Below are 25813 nucleotides of genomic sequence, written 5' to 3'. Positions count from 1 at the left end.
CGGCTCCCCGTTCCGCGCCGACGTCGGCCTCGTGAAGGACGCCGGCGGACGCGCCCCGTCTCCATGGCGCCGCGAGGAGGGTCCGTGACCGCCTGGCGGTCACGGACCCCGGGTCTCCATTCGCACTTGTGGCCCGAGCCGCTCCCGCTTTATAGTCAACATGACTCTTAAGGAGGCGGGCGTGAGCCTCGCACACATCCTCGAACCTCTGCAGCAACCGCTGTTCACCCTCCTGGACACCCCGGTCAGTTGGACCGAAGTCCTCGGCTTCGGCAGCGGAGCGCTCTGTGTCTGGCTCGTCGCCCGCCAGCACCTCGCCAACTGGCCCATCGGCATCGCCAACAACCTCTTCTTCATCCTCCTGTTCACACAGGCCGGGCTCTACGCCGACGCCGGCCTCCAGATCGTCTTCATCGCCCTCGCCGTGTACGGCTGGTGGACCTGGACCCACGGGGGTGGACCAGGCTCCGACGTCCTCCCGGTGCGCCGCACCTCGCGCACCGAATGGACGTGGCTGATCACGGCGGGGGTGGTGGGGACCCTCGCCCTCACCCTGCTGCTCGACCGCGCCACCGACTCGACCGTCCCCTTCTGGGACGCCGTGACCACCGCGCTCTCCCTGACGGCGACCTACGGGCAGTGCCGCAAGAGGCTCGAGTCCTGGTGGCTCTGGATCGCCGCGGACGTCATCTACGTACCGCTCTACGCCTACAAGGAGCTGTATCTGACGTCTCTGCTGTACCTCGGCTTCATGACGCTCTGCGTCCTCGGCCTGCGCCGCTGGAGCCGTGACCTCGCCGGCCGGCCCGCGCTCCGCGTGGAGGCGATGGCATGAGGCGTCATGAACACGGCCTGGTCCTGGGCAAGTTCTATCCGCCGCACGCCGGCCACCATCACCTGATCCGTACCGCGCGCGACCGCTGCGAGCGCCTCACCGTGCTCGTCTGCGCCTCTTCCGTGGAGACCCTGGCGCTGGAGCACCGGATCGCCTGGATGCGCGAGATCCACCCTGACGTGCAGGTCGTCGGCGCCGTCGACGACATCCCCGTCGACCTCCAGGACCCCGCCGTATGGGACGCCCACATGGCGATATTCCGCGCGGCCGTACCCGATTCCGTCGACGCCGTCTTCACGTCCGAGCCCTACGGCGAGGAGTTGGGACGGCGCTTCGGCGCCGAGTCCGTGTGCGTCGACCCGGACCGTGCCCTGTTCCCCGTCTCCGGCACGGCCGTCCGCAAGGACCCCGTCGGCTGCTGGGACTTCCTGGAGCCGCCCGTGCGAGCCGCGCTTACACGGCGCGTCGTCGTCCTCGGCGCGGAGTCCACCGGCACCACCACCCTGGCCCTCGACCTCGCCGACCACTACCGACGCCGCGGCGGGGTGTGGTCCCGCACCCGGTACGTCCCGGAGTACGGCCGCGAGTACAGCGAACTCAAGCTGGCCGCACTGCGCGACGCACGCCCGGACGCCATGTGGCGGGACGTCACATTCCGCTCCGGCGACTTCCCCGTCATCGCCCGGCGCCAGGCCGAGAGGGAGGAGGAGGCCGCGCGGGACGGGTCCCCCGTACTCATCTGCGACACCGACGCCTTCGCCACCACCGTCTGGCACGAGCGGTACATGGGTACTTCCAGCGCCGACACCGACGAGATCGCCGCCCGCGGCAGCCAGCACCTCTGGATCCTCACCGACCACCGAGGCGTCGACTTCGAGGACGACGGACTGCGCGACGGGAAGCATCTGCGGCCCTGGATGACGGCGCGCTTCGTCACACAGCTCGCCGACAGCGGCCGTCGCAGCGTCGCCGTCACCGGACCGCGCGAAGAGCGGCTCAGAACCGCCGTCGCCGCCGTGGACACCCTGCTCGCCGAAGGCCGGCACCTCGCCGACCCGCTCCCGGAACGCCGCTGACATGCTCAGCCCCGACGGCTTCGTCCTTCAGGCTCAAGGGCCTATCACCGTCACCCCGGCTGTCCCGCGACATGAGGTCCATCGGTCCGGAAGACACCCGGACGTGGTGTTTGAGCGGGCGGAGATACGGGTTAAGGCGTGGCGGATTCCTCTTGTGGAGATGAACCCGTCATGTCTGAGCCCTGGCAGGACAGCACGTCACGCCCCTCCGACAACCCCCGTGCGACGGACGTCGTCTTCACGGCGGACTTCCGATCGACCCGGCAATGGGTGGCCGGCCGCTCATGGGCATATCCCGGCGGAGGCCCCATCAATCCCGCCGACAACAAGCTGGACCATCTCGTGTCCGACCCCGCCTACTGCCGGCAGGGAAGGTTCCTGGCCACTCGCCGGTCCGACGGCAGATGGAACGCGGGACTGCTGACCACCGAGGAGAGCGAGGAAGGGTTCCTCGTCCGCGCGGGCGACGTGCTGGAGACGCGCGTCCGCCTCCCCCGGGAGATCGGGGCCTGGCCGGCCATCTGGACCTGGCGGGACGGTGACCAGGAGATCGACGTCTTCGAGTACCACCCGGACAACCCCGATCTGCTGGAACTCAGCAACCACGTCCGTGACGCGGGCCATTACTACAGGAGCAAGGCGATCTCCCCGGGCGCGTGGATCGACCTGCGTGTCGACTTCGGCGCCCGGTCCGTCGTCTGGTGGGTCAACGGGACCCGGGCGTTCGCCGACGGACGCGGGGTGGGCAGCCAGTGGCGCGCCTCTCTCATCGTCAACCTCTCCGTGTGCGCGGGGCGTTACCACCCGCCACCGCAGGACGGCGTCAAGGAGATGTCGTTCGAGGTCGCGAGCCTGGTGGTGCGTCGCCCAAGGGGTCGCACCGAACGACCGCCGACGGTGTGAAGGGGCACTCTCACGTCCATGGTGCTCTCCTTCCGGGCCCGCCGGCGGGAGACGGCCACCGCCGGCTGGAATCCGGTCGGCCCGGGTTTTCCGGTCACGGCGGCGGCGGCCGGCGCCGGGTACACGGTCGCCGCCGCCGTCGCGGGCCACGCCTCCTTCACCGCGCTCGCCTTCAGCGTGCTGTGGCCCGCCATGGCGGCCATGGCTCTGGCCTATGCAGCGGGAGAGCGCCTTCTGATCGCGGATCGCGGACCCGCCCCGTGCGTGACGGTCACCTCGTGGTGTGCATCAGCAGCATGGCGATGTCGTCGGTGCGGGGAATGCCGCGCAGAGCGTGCCGCAGCAGGGCGTCGGTGAGGGCGTCGATGTCGTCGGTCGGGGTCCGGGCGAGCTGACCGGCGAGTCCGGCGACGGCGTCGTCGATGTCGACGCCGGGGGCTTCGACCAGTCCGTCGGTGTAGAGGGCGAGGGTCGTGCCGCGCGGCAGCGGAAGATCCAAGGTGGCGTACTCGGCGTCCGGGTTGATGCCGAGCAGCAGGCCGGTGGGCACCTGGACGATCTCGGTGCCACCGTCCGGACGGCGCAACAGCGGCGGCAGGTGCCCGGCGGTGGCGAGCGCGGCCCGGTGCGCCGTCAGATCGAGGTGGACATACAGGCAGCTGGCGAAGAGTCCCGGATTCAGTTCGCACATGAGCTGGTTGGTACGGGCCATGAGTTCGCCGGCGCTGGTGCCGGCGGAGGCGTGGGCGTGGACGGCGGTGCGCAGCTGGCCCATGAGCGCCGCCGCCTGGACGTTGTGTCCCTGGACATCGCCGATGACCGCCGCGGCGCCGCGGTCGTCGCAGCGGATCAGGTCGTAGAAGTCGCCTCCGATGTCCATGCCGTGTCCGGCGGACAGATAGCGGGCGGCCACGCGCAGCCCGGGGATCGCCGGCAGCTCTCTCGGCAGCAGGTCCCTCTGCAGGGCATGGGCGAGACGCTGCTTCGCGTCGTACAGCCGGGCCCGGTCCAGGGCCTGGGCGACCAGGCCGGCCACGGAGACCAGAAGGTTCCGTTCGACCGACGGAAAGCGCTTGGCCCGGTTGTAGGACAGGACCAGCAGGCCGACGGGGCGGCCACGGATGGCGAGGGGGAGGAAGGCCCATGCGTCCCTGTCGCCGTAGCGGACGGCGCCGGGGTGCGCGGCCTGGAAGTCCGCGAAGTCGTGGAAGAAGGCGGGCTCGTGCCGGCTCAGCGCCTGTGCCGTCGGTGAAGCGGCGGTCAGCGACTCGCCGTCGAAGGGGGCGAGGAAGGCCGGGTCGTACCCTCGTTGGCCGACGACCCGGAGCCGTCCCTCCTCCACCGTCATCAGAACCAGGCCGGACGCGCCGAACGCGGGAATGATCTGGTCGGCGACCTTCTCCGTGACGTCCTCCACGCCCACCGTCTCGGTCAGGCTCGCCGCCAGATGCGTCAGGTGGTAGAGCGTCGTCGCCCCGCCCGGTACGGCGGAAGGCCGGGCGGGGCGCTGCGGCTCGGCGGCCGTTCCGGGCGGCAGTGGGGTCATGTGCACGCTGACACCCGACGCGTCCGGGTAGAGCTGGAAGCCGAGCCGGCGATCCGGCGGACGGACGACAGTGAAGTTGCCGGGCCGATGGCTGATGAGGCAGGAACGGAACCGGTCCTCGAAGACGGGCTCACCGGGCCATCGCAGGTGTTCCCACGGACGTACGCCCAGCAGGTCGGCCGGATCGGCGCCGAGCAGGTCGGCCGCCGCCTCGCTGACGAACGTGGTCCGGCCCTCCAGGTCCAAGGACATGGCTCCGGGCAGCCGGGCGGCGAAGTCGTAGGCGGCGACGGCCTCGGCCGCGTCCGGCCGGTGCGGGCACAGCGGCTCCAGCACCCGCGGACGGGTGCCGGGCAGCAGCGCGTGACCGTTCTGGGCCGCGGAGCGCAGCAGCCGTCCCGCACGGTGGCAGAAGGTGTCGATCGCCTCGCGCTCACCCCGCTCCAGCCGGTCGGAGCGCGAAGGGGGCCACAACAGGCACACCACGCCTCGTACGGCGTCACCGACGACGACCGGCCCGGCCGCCACGGTGTGTTCCGGCACGACCAGGGCGAGTCTCGGGTAGTGCAGGGCGAGCTGCTCCGGGGTCCCGACCCAGACCAGACGCCGGTCCCGCACCGCTTCCGCCGCGGGGATCGCCTCCTCCACCCTGATCCGGGCCCATGGGGCGGCGATGTGCCACGACATCCCGTAGAGCATGGACAGGTGGAGAACCGGTTCGCGTGACGGCAGGAGGAACAGCATTCCGGCCGAGGCGGCGGCCTCCTGCACGAGGTCGCGGAACAGGGTGGCGAGCTCCTCCCACTCCGGCGCTGAACCGGCGACGGCAGGCTGCACGCGGCTTCACCGGCCTTTCGGGACCAGGGCCACTACGAGGGTCGGGGCGGGAGCACGACCGGGAGGGCCGGGTTCGGCGGCCACCTCGGCGGTCACCCCCGGAACCGGGCCCGCGCGGGGCCGCCCGCACGGCGCACGGGCCGATCGGTCAGCGGCCCGTCGCACCACTGCCACGCGGCAGTCACCTCCCGCTGACGGGGAAGTGTCCGGCATGCCCTCGTAGAAACTCCACAAAATGGACAATAGCCACTCTGCCGGGATTAGGCGCGCTGCTGGGATCAGGTGCGCGGCCCGCCCCGGCAGCGGGTGGGCCGTGCACGCGGGCGGCCGACCGCGGGGTGCCTCGCACGGACGCGGAATCGCTGATCGCACCCCTGCGGTGCCGCTCAGGTGACGGACTTGCCGGAGAGCGTGCCGACGCGGGGCGGGCAGTGGTGGGCGACCCGAACCTGTGCCACGACAGGACATGACCGGTCGGCGAGTCGGCTCGCGGAAGGCGTACCCCGGAACCGCGGCAGCACGCTCCGGCCGCCGCCGCGCTCAGGCGAGGAAGTCGGACACCAGTTCGGCGAACTCTTCGGGCGAGAGGACCTCGACTCCGAGTTCCTGGGCCTTGGCGGCCTTGGAACTGGGCTTGCCGCCCGTGGAGGGTGCGGCGACCAGGATCGACGTCTTGGCGCTGACGCCGCTGCCGGCGCGGCCGCCCGCCCTCTCGATGAGGGCGTTCATCGTCTCGCGTCCCTGGCCCTCCAGCGGCCCCGTCATCCTGCCGGTCACCACCACGACCCTGCCGGCGAGCGGCCCCTGGCCGGCTGTCGGCTTCTGCTCCTGCGGTTCGCTCATGTTCACGCCCGCCGCCACCAGTTTGTCGATGACCGGGGCGAGGGCGGCGACCTGCTCGACGATGACCGGGGCCTTCTCCGGACCGATGCCGTCCACGGCCTGCAAGGCCAGGGCGTCGGCCTGCCGGATGGCGTCCATCGTGCCGAAGTGCCGGGCGATCCGGCGGGACATGCTGCGACCGGTGCCGAGGACGCCGAGGGCGCAGAAGACGCGGCTCAGCGGGCGGGTGCCGGCCGCCTCGATCTGCTCGGCCAGCCTGGCACCCCGTTTGGCGCTGCCCGCGGCGGCGGTGAGCTGCTCCAGCGAGAGCGTGAACAGATCGGCGACGTCCTTCACGGCACCGGAGTCGATCAGGGCCTTGACGTACGTCTTGCCCAGACCGTCGATGTCGAGCATCTCGCGTCCGGCGGCGTACTCGATCAGCGCGGGCAGCGCGCAGGCCGTGCCCTTCGCGCACCTCCACCGCTCCTGACTCTTGTCGATCTCACCGCCGCACTGCGGGCAGACCGCCGGCAGCGGAACCTCCCGGGCACCGGCGGGGCGGAGCTTCACGACCGCGGCCTGGACGCGCGGAATGATGTCGCCCGCCTTGTAGACGGTGACGGTGTCCCCCAGATGGAGGTCGCGGCGCCGGATGTCGGCGGGGTTGTGCAAGGTGGCCCGGGTGACGGTCGTCCCGTCGATCTCGACGGCCGCGAGCACGGCGGTCGGGGCCAGGACCCCGGTTCTGCCGACCTCCCACACGACGTCCTGAAGAACGGTCTGCCGCTCGACGGCCGGCAGCTTGAAGGCGATCGCCCAGTACGGGAACCGGCTGCCGAACCCCGCGGCTGCCTGCTCGGCCGCGGCGTTCACCTTGATCACGACACCGTCGATACCGAAGGGCAGACTCGGGCGCAGCGCGGCGATCCGGTCGACCTTCTCCTGCGCCTCGGCGAGGGTGGCCACCACGTGCAGCCCGGCCGGGGTCGCGGCGGTCGTCCGGACTCCGGCCTCGGCGAGCGCCTCCAGGACCTCGGCGTGGGTGCCGGCGGCGGGCAGGAACGCCTCGCCGTCCAGGTCGGTGGCGCCGTAGGCCCAGAACGTCATCTCCAGCCGGTACGGGCGGTCCTTGGCCCGCAGCGTGCCGGCGGTGCCGTTGCGGGGGTTGGCGAACACCTGTGCGCCGTGAGCGGCCCGGACCGAGTTGGCGGCCTCGAACTGCTCCTGCGTGAAGAGGACCTCGCCGCGCACCTCGAAGGTGGCGGGAACCGGCAACTGCTCCGGCAGGCCGGCTATCCGGCCGATGACGTGGCTCACGTCCTCGCCGTGGGTGCCGTCGCCGCGGGTGATGATCTGCACCAGGCGTCCGCCGCGGTACCGGGCGGCGACGGCCGCGCCGTCCATCTTCGGCTCGACGGTGAATCCTCCCTCCGGCAGACGGCCCAGGCGACGCCGGAGCGACGCTCCCCAGCCCACCAGACCGTCGGCGTCGAAGACGTTGTCGAGGCTGAGCAGGCGACTGGTGTGGGCGACGTCGCCGACCGGGGCGGCCCCGTCGCCGACCTGACCGGTGGGGGAATCCGGTGCCACCTCGGCGGTGTGTTCCGCCTCCCAGGCCAGCACCTCCCGTCGGAGCCGGTCGTAGGAGGCGTCGTCCAGGGCACTGTCACCGTCTCCGTAGTAGGCCCGCGACGCCTCGCGCAGCGTCTGGAGCGCGGCCTCGTAGGCGGTGCGGGTGGACAGGCTGAACTGCGCCTTCTCGGCGGCTTGAATCGTCATGCCGGTCATCTTGGCGCAGGGCACTGACAATGCCGGGAGCCCGGATCGACGGACGGCTGGACCGGCGCGCTCGCCGACACGGCTGGGCCCGTGTGCCGTGCGAGAGCCCGGATTTCGACAAGGCCTCTCCGCCCGCGGGTCGGAGGGCGTGGCGCGACCGGTCGGTCGGCACCGTGCGTCCCACTTCGGCGCCACGGACGTCGGCGCCGTGCATCCCACTTCGGCGCCACGGACGTCGGCGCCGTGCATCCCACTTCGGCGCCAGGGACGGGGGCGGCTGATGCTGATCGTTCCGCCGCGGCCGGCTGAGCGCGCCCCTGCGGGAAAGCTAGGGACTCACCTCCACGAGCAGTTGGGGGCCGTTGTTGCGCACGCTGTTGACCGCGGTGGAGACGGGCCGGGCGTGCAGACGGCCGTCCGCGGGCCGGGTCAGCAACGCGCGCAACTCCTCGGGGTCCCGCGAGCGCGGGTCGAGCCAGGCGCCGTAGTGGTCGGGGGTGAGGGCGAGCGGCATCCGGGGGTGGACGCGCCCGGCGGCGTCGGTGGCCTCCGTGGTGATGATGGTGCAGGTCATGAGCCAGGCGGCGGGGTCGTCGTCCCCCGTGATGTCCGGGTCGCGCCAGTACTCGTACAGCCCGGCGAGGGCCATCACCCGGTCGTCCTCGGAGTGGATGAAATACGGCTGCTTGCGGGTCCTGCCGGTGGCGGAGTTCTCCACCTGCTGCCATTCGTAGAAGCCGTCGGCCGGCAGCAGGCAGCGGTGTCTGGTGAACGCGCGGCGGAAGGCGGGCTTCTCGTGGACGGTCTCCACCCTGGCGTTGATCATCCGTGCGCCGATCTTCACGTCCTTGGCCCATGAGGGCACGAGGCCCCAGCGCAACGGCAGCAGCTCACGTCCGGCCGGCGCCGCGTCGCCCTCACCACGCGGGCCGCGTGGAGCGCGCTCGAGGACGGCCCACACGTCGTCCGTGGGCGCCACGTTCCAGCTCGGCGCGATCGTCCTGTCCGGCCGCCCTTCGGTGACCTCGAAGAGCTGGACCAGGTCTGCCGGGCTGCGGCTGGATGCGTAGCGACCACACATACCGTCACTCTCGCACGCACGCGAGAGCCCGCTCGTCCTCGCCCCGGTCGTCGGCGTGGAACGGGCAGGACAGGGGTCGCCGCCTGGGCCGGGTCTACCGTCCCGCCGTGCGTCCGGCGCGCCCGAGGGCGAGGCCGAGAAGGCGTCGCCAGTCCACAGGCGGCGCCGGGACCACGACACCCGGCCGGTCACGCGGTACCTGTACCCGCAGCACACCCGGCCGCAGGCCGCACACGACGGGTGTGGCCATCCGCAGCGCCTCTCCGTCCACGGCCACCGGGATCTCGTGCGTGTCGGAGGTCACCTCGACCCGTCGTGCCGTCATGACCGTCAGCGCGGTGGACTGCGAACCCCGTACCGCCAGGTCCGCGGCCTCGGCCGCGGACTCCACCCGGATCGCCAGGAGACCCAGCTCGCCGCCGTCCAGCCGCGCCCGGCGCCCGCCCCCGCGGAGCGCGTCGGGTGACGCGTAGGCGTTGTTGCTGACGAGCAGTGCCTGCTGGGACGAGAGCGGTGTGCCGTCGATCCGCGCGTCGAGCCGGTGCCCCACCTCACCCGCCAGCAGTTCCGGCATCAGGGTCAGGGCCGTGCCCGCCTTGTCGTCCCGGTACTCGGGGCGTTGCACGACGTCGGCGTAGACACCGAAGGACACGGTGTTGACGAACGCCCGGCCGCCGACGTCGCCGAGGTCGACGCGGAGCTCCTCGCCGTCGGTCAGCGCGTCGAGGCATCGCGCCGGGTCGGACCGGTCGAGACCGAGGTCCATCGCGAAGTGGTTGCGGGTGCCGGCCGAGATCACGACGAAGGGCAGATCGTGTTCGGCGGCGACGGCCGCGACGAGCGCCTGGGTACCGTCGCCGCCGGCGACGCCCAGCAGGTCGGCCCCCTCCGCCACCGCCTCGCGGGCCAGCGCCGTCACATCCGCCGGGGCCGAGGGGTCGAGCAGGACGACCCGGGCTCCCAGTGCCTGTGCCCGGTCCACCAGCCCGAAGCGCCCGACCTTTCCGCCCCCGGACTTCGGGTTCATGACGAAAAACGGCCGCACCGGACGGGACGCGGGGGTCGTTCGCCGCGGCCGCCCGGGGCGTGCCCTGCGCAGGGCGGCCCGGGCGCAGGCCAGCGCGGCCGCCCAGCACAGGATCAGCACCAGCGCCGTCAGCCAGAGACCGTCGAGCGCGTAGAGCACCAGCACGGCGACGGGCGCGGCCACCGCGAGGGACGCTCCGAAGAGGCGCACCAGGCCGCGGTGCGCCAGGAACCACCACACGCCGGCCGCGCCCACGACCAGACCGAGCAGCCCGGCCGCGATGACCTCCAGCCCGCCCTCCCCGACCGAGAGCACCAGGAGGACCAGGCAGGCGACGACCGCCAGCACGGCCAGACGCGCCAGCAGCCGCGCGCCCGCACCGGCATCCCCTGCGGAGCCTGTCATCGGGGGCCTCTCATGGCCTGTCCCACCTTTCGGCACGGTCCGGTACACCAGCGTGCGTTCTCCGGGCCCGGTGGGCATCCCGGCCGGTCGGCAGCGCATGCCGGGCTCCGCGTCATGAGTTCCCCGTTCCGGGGGCGCCGCTCGGAACGGCGGCGCCCCCGGAGTCGCGTCACAGCGCGTCCGAGTCGAACAGGTCGAGCAGCGAGGCACTGTCCTGGTTCGCGCCCGGCAGCGCCTGCCGAGCCCAGATGATCTTGCCGTCGGCGGTGTAGCGGGTCCCCCAGCGCTCGGCGATCTTGGCGACCAGGAACAGCCCACGGCCTCCCTCGTCCGTCGTCGCGGCGTAGCGCAGATGCGGCGATGTGCTGCTGCCGTCGGCCACCTCGCAGGTCAGACCCTGATCCTTGAGAAGCCGGACCCGGATCGCACCGGAGCCGTGCCGGATGGCGTTGGTGACCAGCTCGCTGAGGACGAGCTCGGTGCTGAACGCCAGCTCCGGCAGGTCCCACTCGTTCAGCTTCGCGACGGCGGAGGCCCGCATCCCCGCCACCGCGCTCGGATCGCGCGGCACCTCCCACTCGGCGACGCGGTCCGGTCCCAGGACCCGGGTGCGGGCGATGAGCAGCGCCACGTCGTCCTTGGGGCGGGCGGAGAGCAACGCGTCCAGCACCGCCCGGCACGCCTCCTCCGGTGGTCTCCCGGGATACGCCAGGGCGCGGCGCAGCTGCTCGATACCGACGTCGATGTCGCGGTCGCGGTCCTCGATCAGCCCGTCCGTGTAGAAGGCGAGCTGGCTGCCCTCCGCGAGCTCCAGCTCGGCCGCCTCGAAGGGCATGCCGCCGAGCCCCAGGGGAGGCCCGGCCGGCAGTTCGGCGAACTCGACGGTGCCGTCCGGGCACACCACGGCGGGCGGCAGATGCCCGGCGCGGGCCATGACACAGCGCCGCGAGACCGGGTCGTAGATCGCGTAGAGACAGGTCGCGCCGGTCATCGCCTGCCCGCCGTCCGAGCCCGACTCGTCCTGGTCGATGGCGCCGACCAGATCGTCGAGGTGGCCGAGAATCTCCTCCGGCGGGAGGTCGAGCGTGGAGAAGTTGTGCACCGCCGTGCGCAGGCGTCCCATCGTCGCGGCGGCGTGCAGACCGTGGCCGACGACATCGCCCACCACCAGCGCCACCCGGCTCCCCGGCAGCGCGATCACGTCGAACCAGTCGCCGCCCACTCCTGACTGAGCCGGCAGATACCGGTGGGCCACCTCGACGGCGCTCTGTTCGGGAAAGGCGCGCGGAAGCAGACTGCGCTGGAGGGTGACGGCGAGCGTGTGCTCGCGTGTGTAGCGGCGCGCGTTGTCCACGGCGACCGCGGCACGCGCGACGAGTTCCTCGGCCAGCGAGAGGTCCTCCTCCTCGAAGGAACCCGGCTTCTCCGAGCGCCAGAAGTTGGCCACGCCGAGGATCGTGCCCCGGGCCTGGAGCGGCACCGTGATGAGCGAGTGGATACCGTATTCGACGATCCTCCTGGTCCGCTCCGGGTCCTGGGCCCGCCAGCCCGGAGCCGCGGACAGATCGCTCACGATCTCCGGCCGCCCGCTGCCGAGCCCACGGGCCTGCGGTGTGGAGGGCAGGAAGGTGATCAGTCTGTCCTGCGGATAGAGCGGGTGGTCGTCACGGATGCCGCTCACGGCAGTGCGGCGCATCCCCGCCGCGACCTGTGAGTCCTCCCCCTGCAGTACGGGGTCGGCGAGATCGACCGTCACGAAGTCGGCGAAGCGCGGAACCGCGACGTCGGCCAGCTCCTGGGCCGTGCGCCGGACGTCGAGTGTGGTACCGATGCCGACCCCCGCGTCGTACAGCAGCTTGAGCCTCGTGCGGGCGACCTCGGCCCTGCCGGTCAACGCCTCCAGCTCGGTGGAGTCGCGGATGGTGGCCACGGTGCCCATCGGGCCGCCCGGTTCGTGGGTCGGGCGCTGGTTGACCACCAGCAGCCTTTCCCCGGCGACCCGGACCTCGTCCGTGACCTGCCGGCCCGAGGCCAGGAGCCGGGCCGTGGCGGTGTCGAGGCCGGGCAGGTCCGCCACGTACCGACCCTCACTGTCGGGACCCAGATCCAGCAGCCGTCTGGCCTCGTCGTTGGCGAGCAGCAGCCGCCCGTCGCCGCCGACGATGACGACACCCTCGCGTACGGCGTGCAGGACGGCGTCGTGGTGCTCGTACATGCGGGTCATCTGGGCGGGCCCGAGACCACGGGTCTGCCGTTTGAGCCGTCTGGCGGCCAGGGCCGTCCCGGCGGTGGCCAGCGCGAGCGCCAGGGCGCCCGAGCCCAGGATGACCGGCAGTTGCCGGTACACCGCGCCGGTGACGTTCTCGACGGTGAGGCCGGCCGCGACCAGGCCCGCGACGGAGCCGTCGGGCGCGGTCACCGGCACCACCGCCTGCACCTCCTGGCCGAGGGGGCCGTCGACGCTCTCGACGTGGACCTTTCCGGCCAGCGACGGTTCGATGCTGCCCACGAAGGTCTCGCCGATCCGCTCCGGCTGGGGATGCGTGTAGCGGGTCCCCTCGGTGTTCATCACGACGAGGAAGTCGACGCCCGCCTGCTCACGTGTTTCCTCGGCGATCGGCTGCAGCACCCGTGCCGGGTCGGGCGACCTCAGGGCCTCCAGCAGGCCGGGAGAGTGGGCAAAGGTTTCCGCAACCGCCACCGAACGGGTCCTCGCCTGCCGGTCCGCCTCGTACCGGGACTGCAGCACGAGGGCCAGGATCGCCCCGCACACGACGAGGACCACGACCACGACCTGGAGGAAGAACGCCTGGCCGGCGACGCTCCTGGGGCGCTTGTCGCGTGGCTGGGCCGACACACCCCGGAACGGGGCGAAACGCCTGATCACGCCGTCCTTTCTAGCACCGCTGGACCAATCGGGCGATGCCGACTCGACGGGGCCGGCCGGACCTGCGCGGCCGCGGACCGCTCGGACCGGGGTTCTCGCCATGACCGGCCCTTCCCCTTCCCGCGATCGGCCGCACCTCTGCCAACTCAGTCACCACTTTGACAGGTGACGGCATCGCATGCCAGGGTCGTCACCATCTCAACGGGTGACGGCAGGCCAGGGTTCCAGGCCCCCTCGGCCAGGACCCGGCGGGACCCGTCCTGGATCGCCCCGGGACGGTCCGATCCGCCCCGCCTTCGCCAGTGCCCCGTTGCCGATCCGCCCCTGCCCCGGTCCCGATCCGCCCTTACCGGAGACTTCCTTGCTCACGCTGATACTGATCGGACTGGTCGGCGGATTCGTCACCGCCGTCTCCCCGTGCGTCCTGCCCGTCCTGCCCCTCGTCTTCCTGTCCGGCGGCGGGACATCGGCGGGCGGAGCCGGAGAACCGGAGCACAGGAGACGGCCCTACGCGGTGATGGCCGGACTCGTCGTCAGCTTCAGTCTGATCACCCTGTTCGGCACGCTCGTCCTCGGCGCCCTGCCGCTGCCCAAGGACATCATCCGGTGGGGCGGCCTCGCGGTGCTGCTGCTGATCGGCGCGGCGATGATGTTCCCGGCCGTGCAGGACCTGCTGGAACGTCCCTTCGCCCGTATCGGGCAGCGGCAGGTCGGCGGACGCGGCGGTTTCCTGCTCGGCCTCGCCCTCGGCGCGGTGTACGTGCCGTGTGCGGGGCCCGTGCTGGCTGCCGTCACCGTGGCGGGCGCGACACAGCGGATCGGCCCCGGGACGGTCGCTCTCGCCGTCGCCTTCGCGGTCGGTACGGCGATCCCGCTGCTCTTCTTCGCCCTTGCCGGGCGGCGCGTCGCGGAACGTGTGCGCGCGTTCCGCGAGCGGCAGCGGCGGGTCAGGTTCGGCGCCGGTCTCACGTTCATCGTGCTCGCCTTCGCTCTCACCTTCAACCTCACCGACGTGCTCCAGCGCGCCGTCCCCGACTACACCGCCCGCGTCAACAAGGCGATCGCGGGAGGGGGCCTCGCAGACGCGCTCGGTGCGGGCGGCGACGGCCGGCTTCGTCAGTGCGCGGCCCTGCCGTCGTCCGGGCTCGCCGACTGCGGTCCGGCGCCGGAGATCTCCGGGATCCAGCAGTGGCTGAACACTCCGGGGGGCGCGCCGCCGAGCAGGGCCTCGTCGGCCGACAAGGTCGTCCTCGTCGACTTCTGGGCGTATTCGTGCGTCAACTGCCACCGCGCCATCGAGCACGTCAACGCCTGGTACGAGAAGTACGCGACCTACGGCCTGGCGGTGGTCGGTGTGCACAGCCCCGAGTACGCCTTCGAGCACGAGCCCCGCAATGTGAGGGCGGGAGCCGAACGCCTGGGCATCGAGTACCCGATCGCCCTGGACAACGAGTTCACCACCTGGGACAACTTCAGCAACAGCGCCTGGCCCAGCGAGTACCTCATCGACGCCGAGGGGCGGGTGCGGCACGTGGCCGTCGGCGAGGGCGGCTACCCCGACCGCGAATCGCTCATACGACAGCTGCTGACCGCGGCACGCCCCGGTGTCCGGCTGCCGCCCGCCACGGACGTGCCCGACGACACCCCGACCGTCCCCCTGACCCCCGAGATCGGGCTGGGCGCGGGGCGCACCGACGCTCTGGCGAACGGCCGTCCGACCGAAGGGACCCACCGCTTCGCCTACCCGTCACAGCTCGCGCCGGGCCGGTTCGCCCTCCAGGGCACCTGGAACATCGGCCGCGAGTCGCTGACCAGCGGGCCGGACGCGGGGATCAGGCTGCGCTCCTTCGCCCGCGACGTCCATCTGAACGTCGGCGGCAGCGGCGTCGTCACCGCGACGGTGGACGGGAGGACCACCACCCTCAGGATCTCCGGTGCGCCGAACATCCACCGCCTGGTCACCGCACCCGCTCCCCGGGAGAGCGTCGTGACCATCACCCTCTCGCCGGGGCTGCGCGCCTACTCCTTCACCTTCGGCTGAGTACGGGCCGCCGCACAGCCCGGTGGAGGGGGCGCCGGTCCCGCCCCGGGTGCGCCGGGCGGCGACGACCTGTGCCGACCGCCGCGGGCCGGGGCCGGGAACCGATCGACCAGGTGTTCACCGAGAGCGGGGGCACGGGTGATCCCCGTCCCCGTACGGGCTCGGCGGGCCGGATCATCGGTCGACGACGCGCAGGATCATCATGGCGGTGTCGTCGACCGCGTGCCCGCCGGAGTGCGTGGAGGCGGCCTCCCAGAGCCGGTCGAGGGTGGCGGCCGCATCGGCGCCGTGCGTGCGCGCCAGTGCGTCGGCGAGGCGGTCGGCGCCGAAGAGCGGGCCTCGGCGCTCGGCGCGGGCTTCGGTGATGCCGTCGCTGTAGAGCAGGAGCGCGTCACCGGGGCCCAGCCGGAAGGCGGTCTGTTCGAAGTCGTCACGGGCCGCGGGGATCTCGGGACTGAGCAGGATGCCGTTGGCGTTCAGTTCCTCGACGGTGCCGTCCGCCCGACGGATCAGCGCCGGGGGGTGACCGGCGCTGGCGTAGAGACCGGTGACTCCTCCGGGCTCCGGTTCGAAGACGGCGATGGCCGCGGTGAGGAAGCGCTCGCTGACCTGCTGGTCGACCAGGGCGTCGTGCAGTCGGTACAGGACGGTGGCCGGGTTCCTGTACTGATTGGCCTCGGCACGGATGGTGTAGCGGGCGAGGGTGGTGACCTTCGCCGCGTCGAGGCCCTTGCCGCACACGTCGCCCATGACCGCGGACCATCTCCTGCCGCGGGTCTGGAACAGGTCGTAGAAGTCGCCGACCACCTCGGCCCCGAGGGCACCGGTCGCGTCGGCCGGCAGATGGATCGCCGCCACGTCCAGACCGGGTGCCTGCGGCAGGCCGGGCGGCAACAGGCTGTCCTGCAGGGTGCGGACCAGCGCCGCTGAGGCGTCGCCCGAGGCCCTGGCCTCGCGCAGCGCCTGGCGCAGCGCGATCTCCGAGGACACCGAGCGCGCGAGGATGCGCAGCGCGTCGGACTGCTGCGGGGTGAACGGCCTGGCGTCCTTGTCGATCACGCAGAACCCGCCGAGGACGTGTCCGTCGGGCGAGAACACCGGGCAGCCGGCCCAGGCGCCGATCCCCAGTGCGTCGACGGCGGGCAGGTCCTTCACACGGGGATCGGCCCTCGCGTCCGGCGTGATGAGCTCCTTCCCGGTTCTGACGAGAAGGTGGCACGGGCTGTCGCGGATGTCGTTCTCGCGCCCGGCGCACGGGTCCACACCGACCGCGCTCTTCCAGAAGGAGCGCCGTCCGTCGATGACGGTGAAGAACGCCATCTGCGCGCCCGTGACCGCCAGGGCGAGCCGCGCGATGTCGTCGAATGCGCCCTCCGGCCCGGTGTCCAGCAGCCCGGAAGCCGCCACCGCAGCCAGCCGCTCCGGGTCGAAGACCGCCTCGGGCAGCTCACCGGGCGGGGTCGCGTTCAGCATCATCTGGGTGTTTCCTGTCTTGCGTGCGGGTACCCGAGCCTCCGGCCGGCCACGGCGGCGACGGGACGTCGTCCCGCGGCCGGTGGTACCCCGGGTCTCACGTGGGGGGTTGCGACGATCGAGATCCGCACGACGACCTCGGGGGCCTCATCGAACGATCCGGTGCCGGAACACAACGTTCCGGCACCGGGACAACAGACCGGTCGAGGGCCGCGAATGTGACATGTCGCCGCGCGGGCCCACTCGCCGGCACCGGCGCGGAATCCGGCCGGCGGTACCCGTCAGGGCCGGTGCCGGGCGGTGATCCGCCGGTACTCGGTCGCGGTCGGCTTGGGGACCTGCGTACCCGGACCGTAGAGGACGCGGCTCAGCCTGACTCGCAGTCGTACGGACGCGGACGGCCTGCGAGCGGCGTCGCGGCCGTCCCCGGCGGGGACGGCCGGCAGGGGCGCGTACTGCTCGTGTGCCGTGAGCGTGTGCAGTTCCGCGGCACCGAGCGGTCGGTGCACCTCGACGAACTCGCCGGACGGCGTCCGGCGGATGACGCCGGTCTCCCGGCCGTGCAGCACCTTGTCACGGTCGCGACGCTGGAGACCGAGAGCCCACCGCTTCGCCACGGTGTACGCGATCGGCGGAGCCACGAACAGTCCGATGCGGATCGTCCATGTCACCGCGTTCACGGACATGTCCCACCGGATGGCGATCAGGTCGTTGGCCGCTCCGAGCAGGGCCACGCCGTACGCGGTCAGCCAGGCGGCGCCGAATCCGGTACGCACCGGCCGGTTGCGCGGCCTGTCGAGAAGGTGGTGTTCGCGGTCGTCGCCCGTCACCCAGGACTCGATGAAGGGATAGGCGCCGAGCACGAGGAACAGCCCCGCGGCGGCCATCAGCGGGATCAGGTTGTCGAGGGCAAGGGTGTGACCCCAGGCACTGATCTCCCAGCCGGGCATGACGCGGAGCAGTCCGTCGAAGACGCCCATGTACCAGTCGGGCTGCGAACCCGCCGAGACCTGGTCCGCGCGGTACGGCCCGTACTGCCAGACGGGGTTGATCTGTGCGACCGACGCGATGACCACGATCGTTCCGGTGACCAGGAAGAAATACCCCGCGGATTTCGCCGCGTACACGCGAAGCGGCAGACCCACGACGTTCCGGTCGGTTCGACCGGGCCCGGGGAACTGCGCCTTGCCCTGCCGCAGCGACAGGGCGATCTGCACGGCGAACAGGGCGACCATGACGGCGGGTATGAGCAGCACGTGGATCGTATGGAAGCGCCCTATCACGTCGTCGCCCGGAAAGCTTCCACCGAACAGGAACATCGACAGATAGGTGCCGACCACGGGTATGGAGAGCAGCGTTCCGTTCACGACCATCAGCCCGGTTCCGGAAAGCAGATCGTCCGGCAGGTCGTATCCGGTCAGGCCGCCGAACATTCCCAGCACCAGGAGGAGCAGCACGATCACCCAACTGATCTCACGCGGCATCCGGTAGGCACCGGTGAAAAAGATCCGCATCACATGCGCGAGCATGGCGGCGACGAAGACGAGTGCCGCCCAGTGATGGGCCTGCCTGATGAGCAGACCACCGCGCACATCGAAGGAGATGTGCATGGTCGAGTTGAACGCCTCCGAGACCAACTGGCCCCGCAGCGGGGCATAGCCGCCCTGATACACCACGGGCGCGGAGGAGGGGTGGAAGTAGAAGGTCAGATAGATTCCCGTCACGAGAAGGACGACGAAGCTGTAAAGACACAGCTGTGCCAGGAGAAATGACCAATGGTCCGGGAACACCCTGCGCCTGAGGTTCTTCCTCAATTCGCCGGTCCCGAGCCGGGCATCGACCCAACGGGCGACTTTCTCCCCCGCCGCACCCGACGGCGCACGCGTCGATGTGCTCTCGTTTTCCATACGTCACCACGCAACTTTCAGCAGCGAAGGAACCGTGCGCCGACACCGTCAGGTGCCCGGTACGCCAGTTCCTGTCACCTTTATGACCATGCGACCCGGTGGGTTGTGACATTCGGGCTCGCCGGTCCACATGCCGTGCGGCGGACGGGAATTCCCGATCCGCTTCAGGCACGTTCAGCGCGACGACTTGAGTACCACGACGACGGCCAGCATCATGATCGAAGTGATCAGGATCATCGATGCCCTGGTTCCTCGAAGCCATCGGCCGAAGCGCAGATCGTGCTTTTCCTGCTCCGCTTCGAGAGCATCGGTGATGTGTCCCGTCACCATGCGCGCGACATATCGCTGCTCTTCGAGATACCACTGCTCGATACGCGCTCTCTGCTCCCCGGTCAGCTCCGGCACATGGGCGAGCAACGCCGCGACACGTCGTCTCGCCGCGGCCATGTGTGCCTGCCGGTAAAGGAAGTGCTCGATCTCGAGCAAGCCGCGTGCGGCATCCTCACGCGCGTCCATAGTGCTCTCCGCCCTCGCGCAGCCTCTTGGCTCACTCTGTTCCTGGCGCTCACCAGAGAGACAGGGCGGGGCCGAACGGTGTGACACCGTTGCCGACGGGGCACCGGGGAGCGTGCTCGGCACCGGTCGGTCATGGCCGCCGGAGGGTGCGTCCACGCAGGAGGTACCTTGTCGGCACCGTCCAAGGAGATGCACGTTGCCTGACAACCCCAAGGTGCTGTTCGTGACCGACCTCGCCTACCCGGCGCGAGGACGGCGCTACGGCGACGAGGACATCTGGCTGACCTCGCGGCTGCGCGACGACTTCGCCCTCGCACTGTGCCACCCGCTGCAGGCCGCCGCGCTGATGGACGCCTTCGACGTGGTGGTGGTCCGCAACAGCGGGCCCGTGCTGCACTACCGGAGCGAGTACGACGCCTTCCGGGAGCGGGCGACCGCCCGTGGCACCCGGGTCTACAACCCGCTGTCGGGCAGGGGCGACATGGCCGGCAAGCAGTATCTGCTGGACCTGACCGCCGCCGGACACCCGGTCATCCCCACCGTCGACCGGCCCGAGCACCTGCACCTGCTGCCCGAGGCCGGTCAGTACGCGGTCAAGCCGAAGGCGGGCGCGGACTCCATAGGCCTGGCCTTCGTGCCCCGGGAGCGGCTGGACGGCCTGATCGGCGGTGACGTCCTCGTCCAGCCGCGCATCGACTTCCGCTACGAAGTCTCCTTCTACTACGTCGACGACGCTTTCCAGTACGCGCTGTACGCCCCCGATCCCGAGCGGCGCTGGGACCTCGAGCGCTACGAGCCCAGCGACGCCGACCTCGCCTTCGCCCGGCGGTTCATCGACTGGAACACCCTCGACCACGGCATCCAGCGCGTCGACGCCTGCCGCACCCGCGAGGGCGAGCTGCTCCTCGTCGAGCTGGAGGACCTCAATCCCTATCTGTCCCTGGACCTGGTCCCCGAACGGACCCGGGAGTCCTTCGCGGCGCACGTGACGCGGTCCCTGCACCGGTTCCTGGACGCGCGTCCCCGCGGCTGAGGCGGGCGAGGCGATCGCCTCGCCCGCCACCCGGCCGGTGGCCGTCGCGGGGGCACCGGGGAAGGCCGGGCGGGTCGGGGCAGCGCGGGTGCGCCGCCCCGACCGGTGTCAGCGGGTCCCGACGAGGGCGCGGGCGTCCCCGGCGATCAGGGCCGCGCGATCAGGGTCGAGGGACTTGCCCGACTGCACCTTCGCCCAGGTGGACAGGAGCGAGTACTGCTTCAGTCCCAGCATGGCCGTCATCGAGCCGACCGAGGCGTCCTTGGCACCCGAGGTGAAGATCAGATGCGCCAGGCCCGTGGGAGTGGCCTTCAGGGTGAAGGTCCGGCTGTCCTCGGCGGTGCCGCCGGGACCCGACGCCACCGCGCGCAGCGTGTGCGGTCCGGCCGGCAGGGTGGTCAGGTCCAGAGGAGCACCGGCCGGCACGGGGGTGCCGTCGAGGGTGAGGGTCACCGAGTCCGCGTCGTCGCTCTGCACGGTCGGCAGCGGCGACTGCGCGCGGTCCAGCACCGCGTCGGAGGCCGGCGAGGTGAGGGCGACCTTCGGCTTGGCCGGGGGGATCGACTGGGCCTGCCGGTAGGCGCTGTTCCAGCCGTTCAGCTCGGTCGGCCGGTTGGTGATGATCGCGTCCACCCCCGCGCTCTCCAGCGCCTTCCAGCGGTCGGCGCTGTCCACGGTCCACACCATGACGGCCACGCCGGCCTTGTGCAGATCGCCGACGACGGACGGCTTCTTGGAGAGCGCGTCGTCCGAGGGGTTGTACGCGGCCAGGTTCAGTTCCTTCGCCAGGGCGACCGGGTCGGCGTCCAGGCTGCCGCGCAGCAGGCCGAGCGGCAGCTCGGGGGCGAGTTCGCGGGTGTGGCGCAGGGCGTCGACCTCGAAGCTCTGCACGAAGACCCGTCCGGTCATGCCGTGGGCGCGGATGGTGTCGACGATGGTGGACACCTCGGCCTTGGTGTGCGCGCCCTTGATCTCCAGCAGGAGGTCGCCGCCCCGCGTGCGCAGGTCGTCCAGCTGGGCGGCCAGCGTGGGAACGCGGGCGCCCTGGTAAGGGGGCGCGAACCAGGAACCCGCGTCCAGAGCGTCGAGTTGGGCGGAGGTCAGCGAGCGGATCGGACCGGTGCCGTCGGTGGTGCGGTCGACGGTGGAGTCGTGGAGGATGTAGGGCACGCCGTCCTTGCTGGGCTGGACGTCGTTCTCGATGAAGTCGGCGCCGCCTCGGCGGGCGATCTCCTGGGAGGCCAGGGTGTTCTCGGGGGCGGCGGAGGAGGCACCCCGGTGGGCGATGACGGTCAGCGGCGCTCCGGCCGGGCGGATGTAGCTCCGCGGCGGGAGTTCGGTCACCTTGAGGTCGTCGTAGGAGACGGTGGCACCGTTGGCCAGCAGACCCTGGACACCGTCGGCGGAGCGGGCGACCTTGGAGGTCCGCATGACCTCCTTGCCGTCGAAGTACCAGACGGCCTTGGTGCCGCGCACCTCGGCGGCTATCTTGACGTCCTTGCCGGTACCCGCGGCGGAGGGCGCCGCGTGGGTGTCGGTGACGTTCCAGGCGTTCGAGGACGTGCGCTGGGCGAACTCCAGGCCGTTGGCGGTCGTGGTGCCGCTGCGCATCGTGGCGATCGACCAGGGCACGGCGCCGTTCGCCGGCATGTCGAGGCCCATCGCGGTCCAGCGGCCGGCGTCGACGACGGACTCGAAGCGCGCGGTGACCTCGATCCGGAAGTCGTCGAGGTGCTCGCCGAAGGTGATCCTGCTCTGCTGCGACGAGTTCGCCGAACTGCCGTACAGACGTCCGTCCTTCACCTGCCAGGCACCCTCCACGGCGTTGAACCCCTGGGGCAGGGTGCTCCCGGAGAAGTCGGCGGAGACGACGACCCGGCCCGCGTCGGCGTCGGCCGACGGGTGGGATCCCTCGGCGAAGGCGAGGGTCGGAAGGGACACGGCGACGAGCGCGGTGGCCAGGAGCGCGACGCGTGAACGTGGCGCACGTGAGGTACGAGGCATGGGGCGACGGTAGGAAACCGCGACGATCACACCGGGCCCGGCAGGTGAATGCCGGAAGTCGGCTGAGGGTCCAGTCTCCTCACCTCGGCGGACACCGGTCGGCGGCGTTCCGCCGGGCGGGCGGGCTGGGGGCCCTCCGCCCGGCGGGCACGGTCAGCGGTGGCGGACGGTGATCGTCCGCTCCGCGGTGACGCCGTTCACGGTCACCCGCAGCACCGCGGTGCCGGGACGGCGCGCGGTGAGCGTCCCGGAGGCCGGGTCGTAGGAGACGACCGGCGCTCCGCCGTGCCGGCGGTGGTCGCGGTCGTCGCCCACCACGTCGACACGGCTGCCGGTCCAGTCGGCGCTGACCGGCCACGCCACCGGGACGGTGCGGGTGCCGTCCTGCGTGAGCGTCGCCGACGCCTCTGCCCGCTCGCCCGCTTCGAGGCTCTCGGGCGCGCTCAGCACCACCGAGTCGGCACGGGCGTGGACCTCCGCCCGCAGCCACGTCTCGGACTCGTCGGTCGGGACGTCGAACAGGTCGCCGATCCGCCCGTCCCTCGGGTCGATGCCGAGCATCGTCCAGCCGGTGAAGCCGCCGTTGTCGGGCGTGCCGGCCGGGCCCTTGCCGGAGTTGCCGTTGACCAAGTAGGGGATGCCGTCCACCGAGGCGGCGGAGAAGACCCCCGCGTGGGAGCCCACGAACGCGGCGGACTTGTGACTCCCGGCCCGGAAGCCGGCGAGCCACTCCTCCACCAGGTCCGCCTCCTTGCGGTCGCCCAGCTGGCTGGCCTTGTTCGGCAGCGGGTCCTCGGTGGGGTGGTGCTCGAACACCACGACGCCGCTGACGGATCTGTCGCGGGCGGCGTCCGCGAGCTCGTCGTGCAGCATCTGCAACTGGCCGAAGCCGCCGCCGCGCAGGGTGCCGCTGGAGGAGTCGAGCGTGATGAAGCGGGTGCCCTCGACGTCGAACGCCGAGGTGGTGTCGCCGAACTCGGCCTCGAAGTTGTCGGTGGAGCCGGGGCCCATGATCTCGTGGTTGCCGGGCACGTACCGCCACGGCACGCGCTTGCCGGTGAGGGCGTCGAACTCGTCGAGCAGCTCGCGGGCGAGCGCGAAGTCCGCCGACGACCCCTCGTCTACCAGGTCGCCGTTGATGACCAGCAGGTCGGGACGGGCCTCGGCGATCTCCGCCAGGGTGCGGCGGGCCGCCTCGACCAGCGGGCTGTCGGGGTCACGGGCGACGAACTGGGCGTCGGACATGACGGCGACGCGCAGCGGGCGGTCGTCGACGGTGCCGTCGGTCACCACGACCGGATCGGCGACCTTCGGCTGGACGGGGAGTTCCACGTCGGGGGCGACCTTGACCTTCAGGTCGCTGACCGTGACCTCGCCGGTGTAGGAGCGGGCGGCGCTCGTCTCCAGCAGCCGCACCCGCTGGAACGTCAGCGGGTAGGAGGTGCCCGCGGGGACCGGGAACTCCACCTTGCGCCAGCCGGTCCAGGTGATCGTGGGGCCGTCGAGGTTGGCGGTCACGCCCGAGCCGGTGCGGTACTGCAGCCGGGGCCAGGCGCCGTTGCCGTCGCCGTGGATCCACAGGGTGACGGCCTGGGGCTGGCCGGGCAGCGCGATCTGCTGCGGCGGCAGGGCGTACTGACCGCGGGTGGCGGTCGACTTGGTGAAGTCGTAGGTCAGCTTCAGGCCGGGCGAACCGTCGTGGCCGGTGGCCGGGGCCACCGATCCGCCGGGTGCGCGGTCGTTCGCCGAGGTCCAGGAGGCGGCGTCGGACAGATCCGCGAAGGTCGTCTCGGCCAGGCCGACGGTGACCGCGACGTCGGTGGTCATCCTGCCGACCGTCAGGCGCAGCGTGGTGGAGGCGCCGTCGACCAGGCCCCGCACGGTGAACGTGGCGTCGTCCGCGGGCCGCACCGACACGATGCCCTGACCGCCGGTGACCTTGACGTCGGACGCCTCGATGGGAGCGGAGTCGCCGAGGGCGTCGTAGCCCGTCACCGTCAGGCGCGCGTCCTTGCCGGGGCCGTCGAGCGCGACCAGGCTCTTGCTCGGAGCGATCCGCACGGCGGGCGCGAGCACGGTCACCTTCCGCCGTCCGTCCGCCCGGTGACCGGAGGACGCCACCACCTCGGTGTCGCCGGAGCGCCGTCCGGTGACGACGGCGGTCCCGTCCTCGCGGGAGTCGACCGAGATCCGGCCGCCCTCGCCGCGCCAGCGCACCCGTCCGGCGGGCAGCGGCGCGTAGGTCTCGTCGTGGGCGAGCGCCCGCACGGTACGGCGCAGGCCCGGGAAGACCTTGTCGGAGCCGTCCGCCGTGAGGGCGGGCAGTACGCGAAAGCCCCGTACGGTGCCGGACCCGGGGGCCGCGAACAGTCCGAGTCCGTTGGCGACCTGACGTTCCGAGCCGTCGGACGGGCTGTTGACCAGTCCGGTGGTGTCCTCGCCCGGCAGCCGGGCGGCCATGGTGGTCGAGCCGCCGCCGTCCATGTTCAGGGCGTCGGCGGCGCCCAGGCCCTTCATGAAGGCGCCGAGTTCGTTGAGGTCCATGCCGCGGCTGTCGGTCTGCTTGCCGTCGATCGCGACCAGGTACATGGTGCGGCCGTCGGCGGAGAAGCCCACGCCGGTCCGCGAGGTGGCGGTGACCGTGTCACCGTCGGTGAAGCGCCGCACCACGCCGTCGGCGACCAGCACCTGCCCGCCGCCGACGGCGACCGCCACGTCGCCGAAGTCGGCGCGCGGGCGGTACTTGACGTCGACGGTGTCCCCGGGAACGAGCCCGGCCAGCGCGTCGGCGCCCGCGTCGCGGCCGAGGAGCACGGTGGTGCCGGCGGGAATCGGGGTGCTGCTGACGGAGGTGCGCACGTCGGTGACCTCGCCGTCCCGCAGCCAGATCTCGGCGACCCGGTCGGCGCCGTTCACGGGCTTGGTGCGCGGCGCGGAACCCCACTGGTCGGTGAACAGACCGATACCGCCGGCCGCCAGGGTCGGCGAGTTCACACCGGACAGCTTGAGGCCGCTCGTGCCGCCTATGGTGACCTGGCCCTCCAGGAACACCTGGGCCAGCCGCCCGATGCCGTCCGCGCCGATGGCGACGGTCTGGTTGCGGCCCTCGGTGGGCGAGTTGACGAGGCCGTCCTTGCGCGAGACCGCCGCGCCGACGGGTGCCTCGGTGTCGTTCATGTCGAAGTAGTCGCCGTTGATCGCGGCGACGGCCCCGGTGCGCTCGGCCTGCTCGGTCACGCGGGACTTCCCGGTGACCGTGCCGGAGGAGATGTGGTCGACACTCAGGCGGTCCTCGGCCAGGTCCGCGACGAGCACCTGCCCGCGCACCCACCCGTCCTTGCCGAAGCGGTCGAAGCGGGTCAGGCTCAGACCGGGGGCGATCTGCGTGCGGTCCTCGTCGGTGACGATGGACTGCCCGGGCGTGCTCGGAATCAGGTGTGAAGGGGCGTCCGAAGCCGGCGCGCCGTGGGGAGCCGATGCCAGGTTCCCGGGAGTCAGTGCCTGAGCGGTCGTCACCATCCCGGCGCCGATGCTGAGCGCTGTGGCCAGGGCGAGGACGACGGAACCGCGCCGCACCGCGGATCGCGCGCGCGGTGCGGCGGGGTCAAGGAGGAACAGCACTTGCTGACTTCTTTCGT

15 protein-coding genes are annotated in these 25813 nt (G+C 71.7%); 5 read left to right on the top strand and 10 right to left on the bottom strand.

The window, feature by feature from the left end; genetic code table 11:
• Positions 1 to 181 precede the first annotated feature (181 nt).
• From pnuC to ACWCPM_RS07330, 3 genes are all read left to right on the top strand, one after another.
• Positions 182 to 835, top strand: a complete 654-nt coding sequence (gene pnuC, locus ACWCPM_RS07340) for a nicotinamide riboside transporter PnuC (protein ID WP_450975158.1) — start codon at positions 182 to 184, stop codon at positions 833 to 835.
• Entirely contained in the window at positions 832 to 1911 is a 1080-nt protein-coding gene (locus tag ACWCPM_RS07335; RefSeq protein WP_450975157.1) for an AAA family ATPase, read from the top strand. Before pnuC ends, ACWCPM_RS07335 begins: the two co-directional genes overlap by 4 nt.
• Positions 1912 to 2082: 171 nt before the next feature.
• The gene (locus ACWCPM_RS07330) at positions 2083 to 2814 is read left to right on the top strand and encodes a beta-glucanase (protein WP_450975156.1); all 732 of its coding nucleotides are present in this window, start codon (positions 2083 to 2085) and stop codon (positions 2812 to 2814) included.
• A gap of 271 nt (positions 2815 to 3085) precedes the next feature.
• Here ACWCPM_RS07330 and ACWCPM_RS07325 read toward each other — a convergent pair whose 3' ends face one another.
• The 5 genes from ACWCPM_RS07325 to ACWCPM_RS07305 form a co-directional block, all read right to left on the bottom strand.
• Positions 3086 to 5197 (bottom strand): SpoIIE family protein phosphatase, encoded by a 2112-nt coding sequence (locus tag ACWCPM_RS07325; RefSeq protein WP_450975155.1) that lies wholly within the window; start codon positions 5195 to 5197, stop codon positions 3086 to 3088.
• A 540-nt stretch (positions 5198 to 5737) separates the two neighbouring features.
• Complete coding sequence (gene ligA, locus ACWCPM_RS07320; protein WP_450975154.1) at positions 5738 to 7801, bottom strand: NAD-dependent DNA ligase LigA; 2064 nt, start codon at positions 7799 to 7801, stop codon at positions 5738 to 5740.
• Positions 7802 to 8129: 328 nt separating this feature from the next.
• Positions 8130 to 8882, bottom strand: coding sequence for an SOS response-associated peptidase (locus ACWCPM_RS07315; RefSeq protein ID WP_450975153.1), 753 nt, complete (start codon positions 8880 to 8882; stop codon positions 8130 to 8132).
• 94 nt (positions 8883 to 8976) lie between these two features.
• Positions 8977 to 10314 (bottom strand): diacylglycerol/lipid kinase family protein, encoded by a 1338-nt coding sequence (locus tag ACWCPM_RS07310; protein ID WP_450975152.1) that lies wholly within the window; start codon positions 10312 to 10314, stop codon positions 8977 to 8979.
• A 169-nt stretch (positions 10315 to 10483) separates the two neighbouring features.
• The gene (locus ACWCPM_RS07305) at positions 10484 to 13201 is read right to left on the bottom strand and encodes a SpoIIE family protein phosphatase (RefSeq protein WP_450975151.1); all 2718 of its coding nucleotides are present in this window, start codon (positions 13199 to 13201) and stop codon (positions 10484 to 10486) included.
• Between the two features lie 361 nt (positions 13202 to 13562).
• On the opposite strand from ACWCPM_RS07305, the gene ACWCPM_RS07300 reads away from it, so the two are divergent.
• Positions 13563 to 15242, top strand: coding sequence for a cytochrome c biogenesis protein CcdA (locus ACWCPM_RS07300; protein WP_450975150.1), 1680 nt, complete (start codon positions 13563 to 13565; stop codon positions 15240 to 15242).
• Between the two features lie 174 nt (positions 15243 to 15416).
• On the opposite strand, the gene ACWCPM_RS07295 is transcribed toward ACWCPM_RS07300, so the two are convergent.
• The 3 genes from ACWCPM_RS07295 to ACWCPM_RS07285 all read right to left on the bottom strand — a co-directional run bounded on the left by ACWCPM_RS07295 (position 15417) and on the right by ACWCPM_RS07285 (position 19138).
• On the bottom strand, positions 15417 to 16718 hold the full coding sequence (locus ACWCPM_RS07295) for a PP2C family protein-serine/threonine phosphatase (RefSeq protein ID WP_450975149.1): 1302 nt from the start codon (positions 16716 to 16718) through the stop codon (positions 15417 to 15419).
• Positions 16719 to 16996: 278 nt separating this feature from the next.
• Positions 16997 to 18622, bottom strand: a complete 1626-nt coding sequence (gene qcrB, locus ACWCPM_RS07290) for a cytochrome bc1 complex cytochrome b subunit (protein WP_450975148.1) — start codon at positions 18620 to 18622, stop codon at positions 16997 to 16999.
• A gap of 174 nt (positions 18623 to 18796) precedes the next feature.
• A complete protein-coding gene (locus ACWCPM_RS07285) occupies positions 18797 to 19138 on the bottom strand; it encodes a hypothetical protein (RefSeq protein WP_450975147.1) in 342 nt (113 codons plus the stop codon).
• A gap of 196 nt (positions 19139 to 19334) precedes the next feature.
• Here ACWCPM_RS07285 and ACWCPM_RS07280 point away from each other — a divergent pair, with 196 nt between their 5' ends.
• Positions 19335 to 20171, top strand: coding sequence for a hypothetical protein (locus ACWCPM_RS07280; RefSeq protein WP_450975146.1), 837 nt, complete (start codon positions 19335 to 19337; stop codon positions 20169 to 20171).
• Positions 20172 to 20279: 108 nt separating this feature from the next.
• On the opposite strand, the gene ACWCPM_RS07275 is transcribed toward ACWCPM_RS07280, so the two are convergent.
• A complete protein-coding gene (locus ACWCPM_RS07275) occupies positions 20280 to 22175 on the bottom strand; it encodes a glycerophosphodiester phosphodiesterase (protein ID WP_450975145.1) in 1896 nt (631 codons plus the stop codon).
• Between the two features lie 153 nt (positions 22176 to 22328).
• Entirely contained in the window at positions 22329 to 25796 is a 3468-nt protein-coding gene (locus ACWCPM_RS07270; protein ID WP_450975144.1) for a phosphodiester glycosidase family protein, read from the bottom strand.
• Positions 25797 to 25813 lie beyond the last annotated feature (17 nt).

The sequence above is a fragment of the Streptomyces sp. NPDC002309 genome (genome assembly GCF_053593375.1).
This window is presented reverse-complemented; position numbering and strand designations above follow the sequence as displayed.

Bases quoted from the DNA above. Each gene is read 5' to 3' on its own strand.
- ACWCPM_RS07335 (WP_450975157.1), top strand. From the start codon at position 832: ATGAGGCGTCATGAACACGGCCTGGTCCTGGGCAAGTTCTATCCGCCG.
- ACWCPM_RS07330 (WP_450975156.1), top strand. From the start codon at position 2,083: ATGTCTGAGCCCTGGCAGGACAGCACGTCACGCCCCTCCGACAACCCC.
- ligA (WP_450975154.1), bottom strand. From the start codon at position 7,801: ATGACGATTCAAGCCGCCGAGAAGGCGCAGTTCAGCCTGTCCACCCGC.
- ACWCPM_RS07315 (WP_450975153.1), bottom strand. From the start codon at position 8,882: ATGTGTGGTCGCTACGCATCCAGCCGCAGCCCGGCAGACCTGGTCCAG.
- ACWCPM_RS07310 (WP_450975152.1), bottom strand. From the start codon at position 10,314: ATGACAGGCTCCGCAGGGGATGCCGGTGCGGGCGCGCGGCTGCTGGCG.
- ACWCPM_RS07295 (WP_450975149.1), bottom strand. From the start codon at position 16,718: ATGATGCTGAACGCGACCCCGCCCGGTGAGCTGCCCGAGGCGGTCTTC.
- qcrB (WP_450975148.1), bottom strand. From the start codon at position 18,622: ATGGAAAACGAGAGCACATCGACGCGTGCGCCGTCGGGTGCGGCGGGG.
- ACWCPM_RS07285 (WP_450975147.1), bottom strand. From the start codon at position 19,138: ATGGACGCGCGTGAGGATGCCGCACGCGGCTTGCTCGAGATCGAGCAC.
- ACWCPM_RS07275 (WP_450975145.1), bottom strand. From the start codon at position 22,175: ATGCCTCGTACCTCACGTGCGCCACGTTCACGCGTCGCGCTCCTGGCC.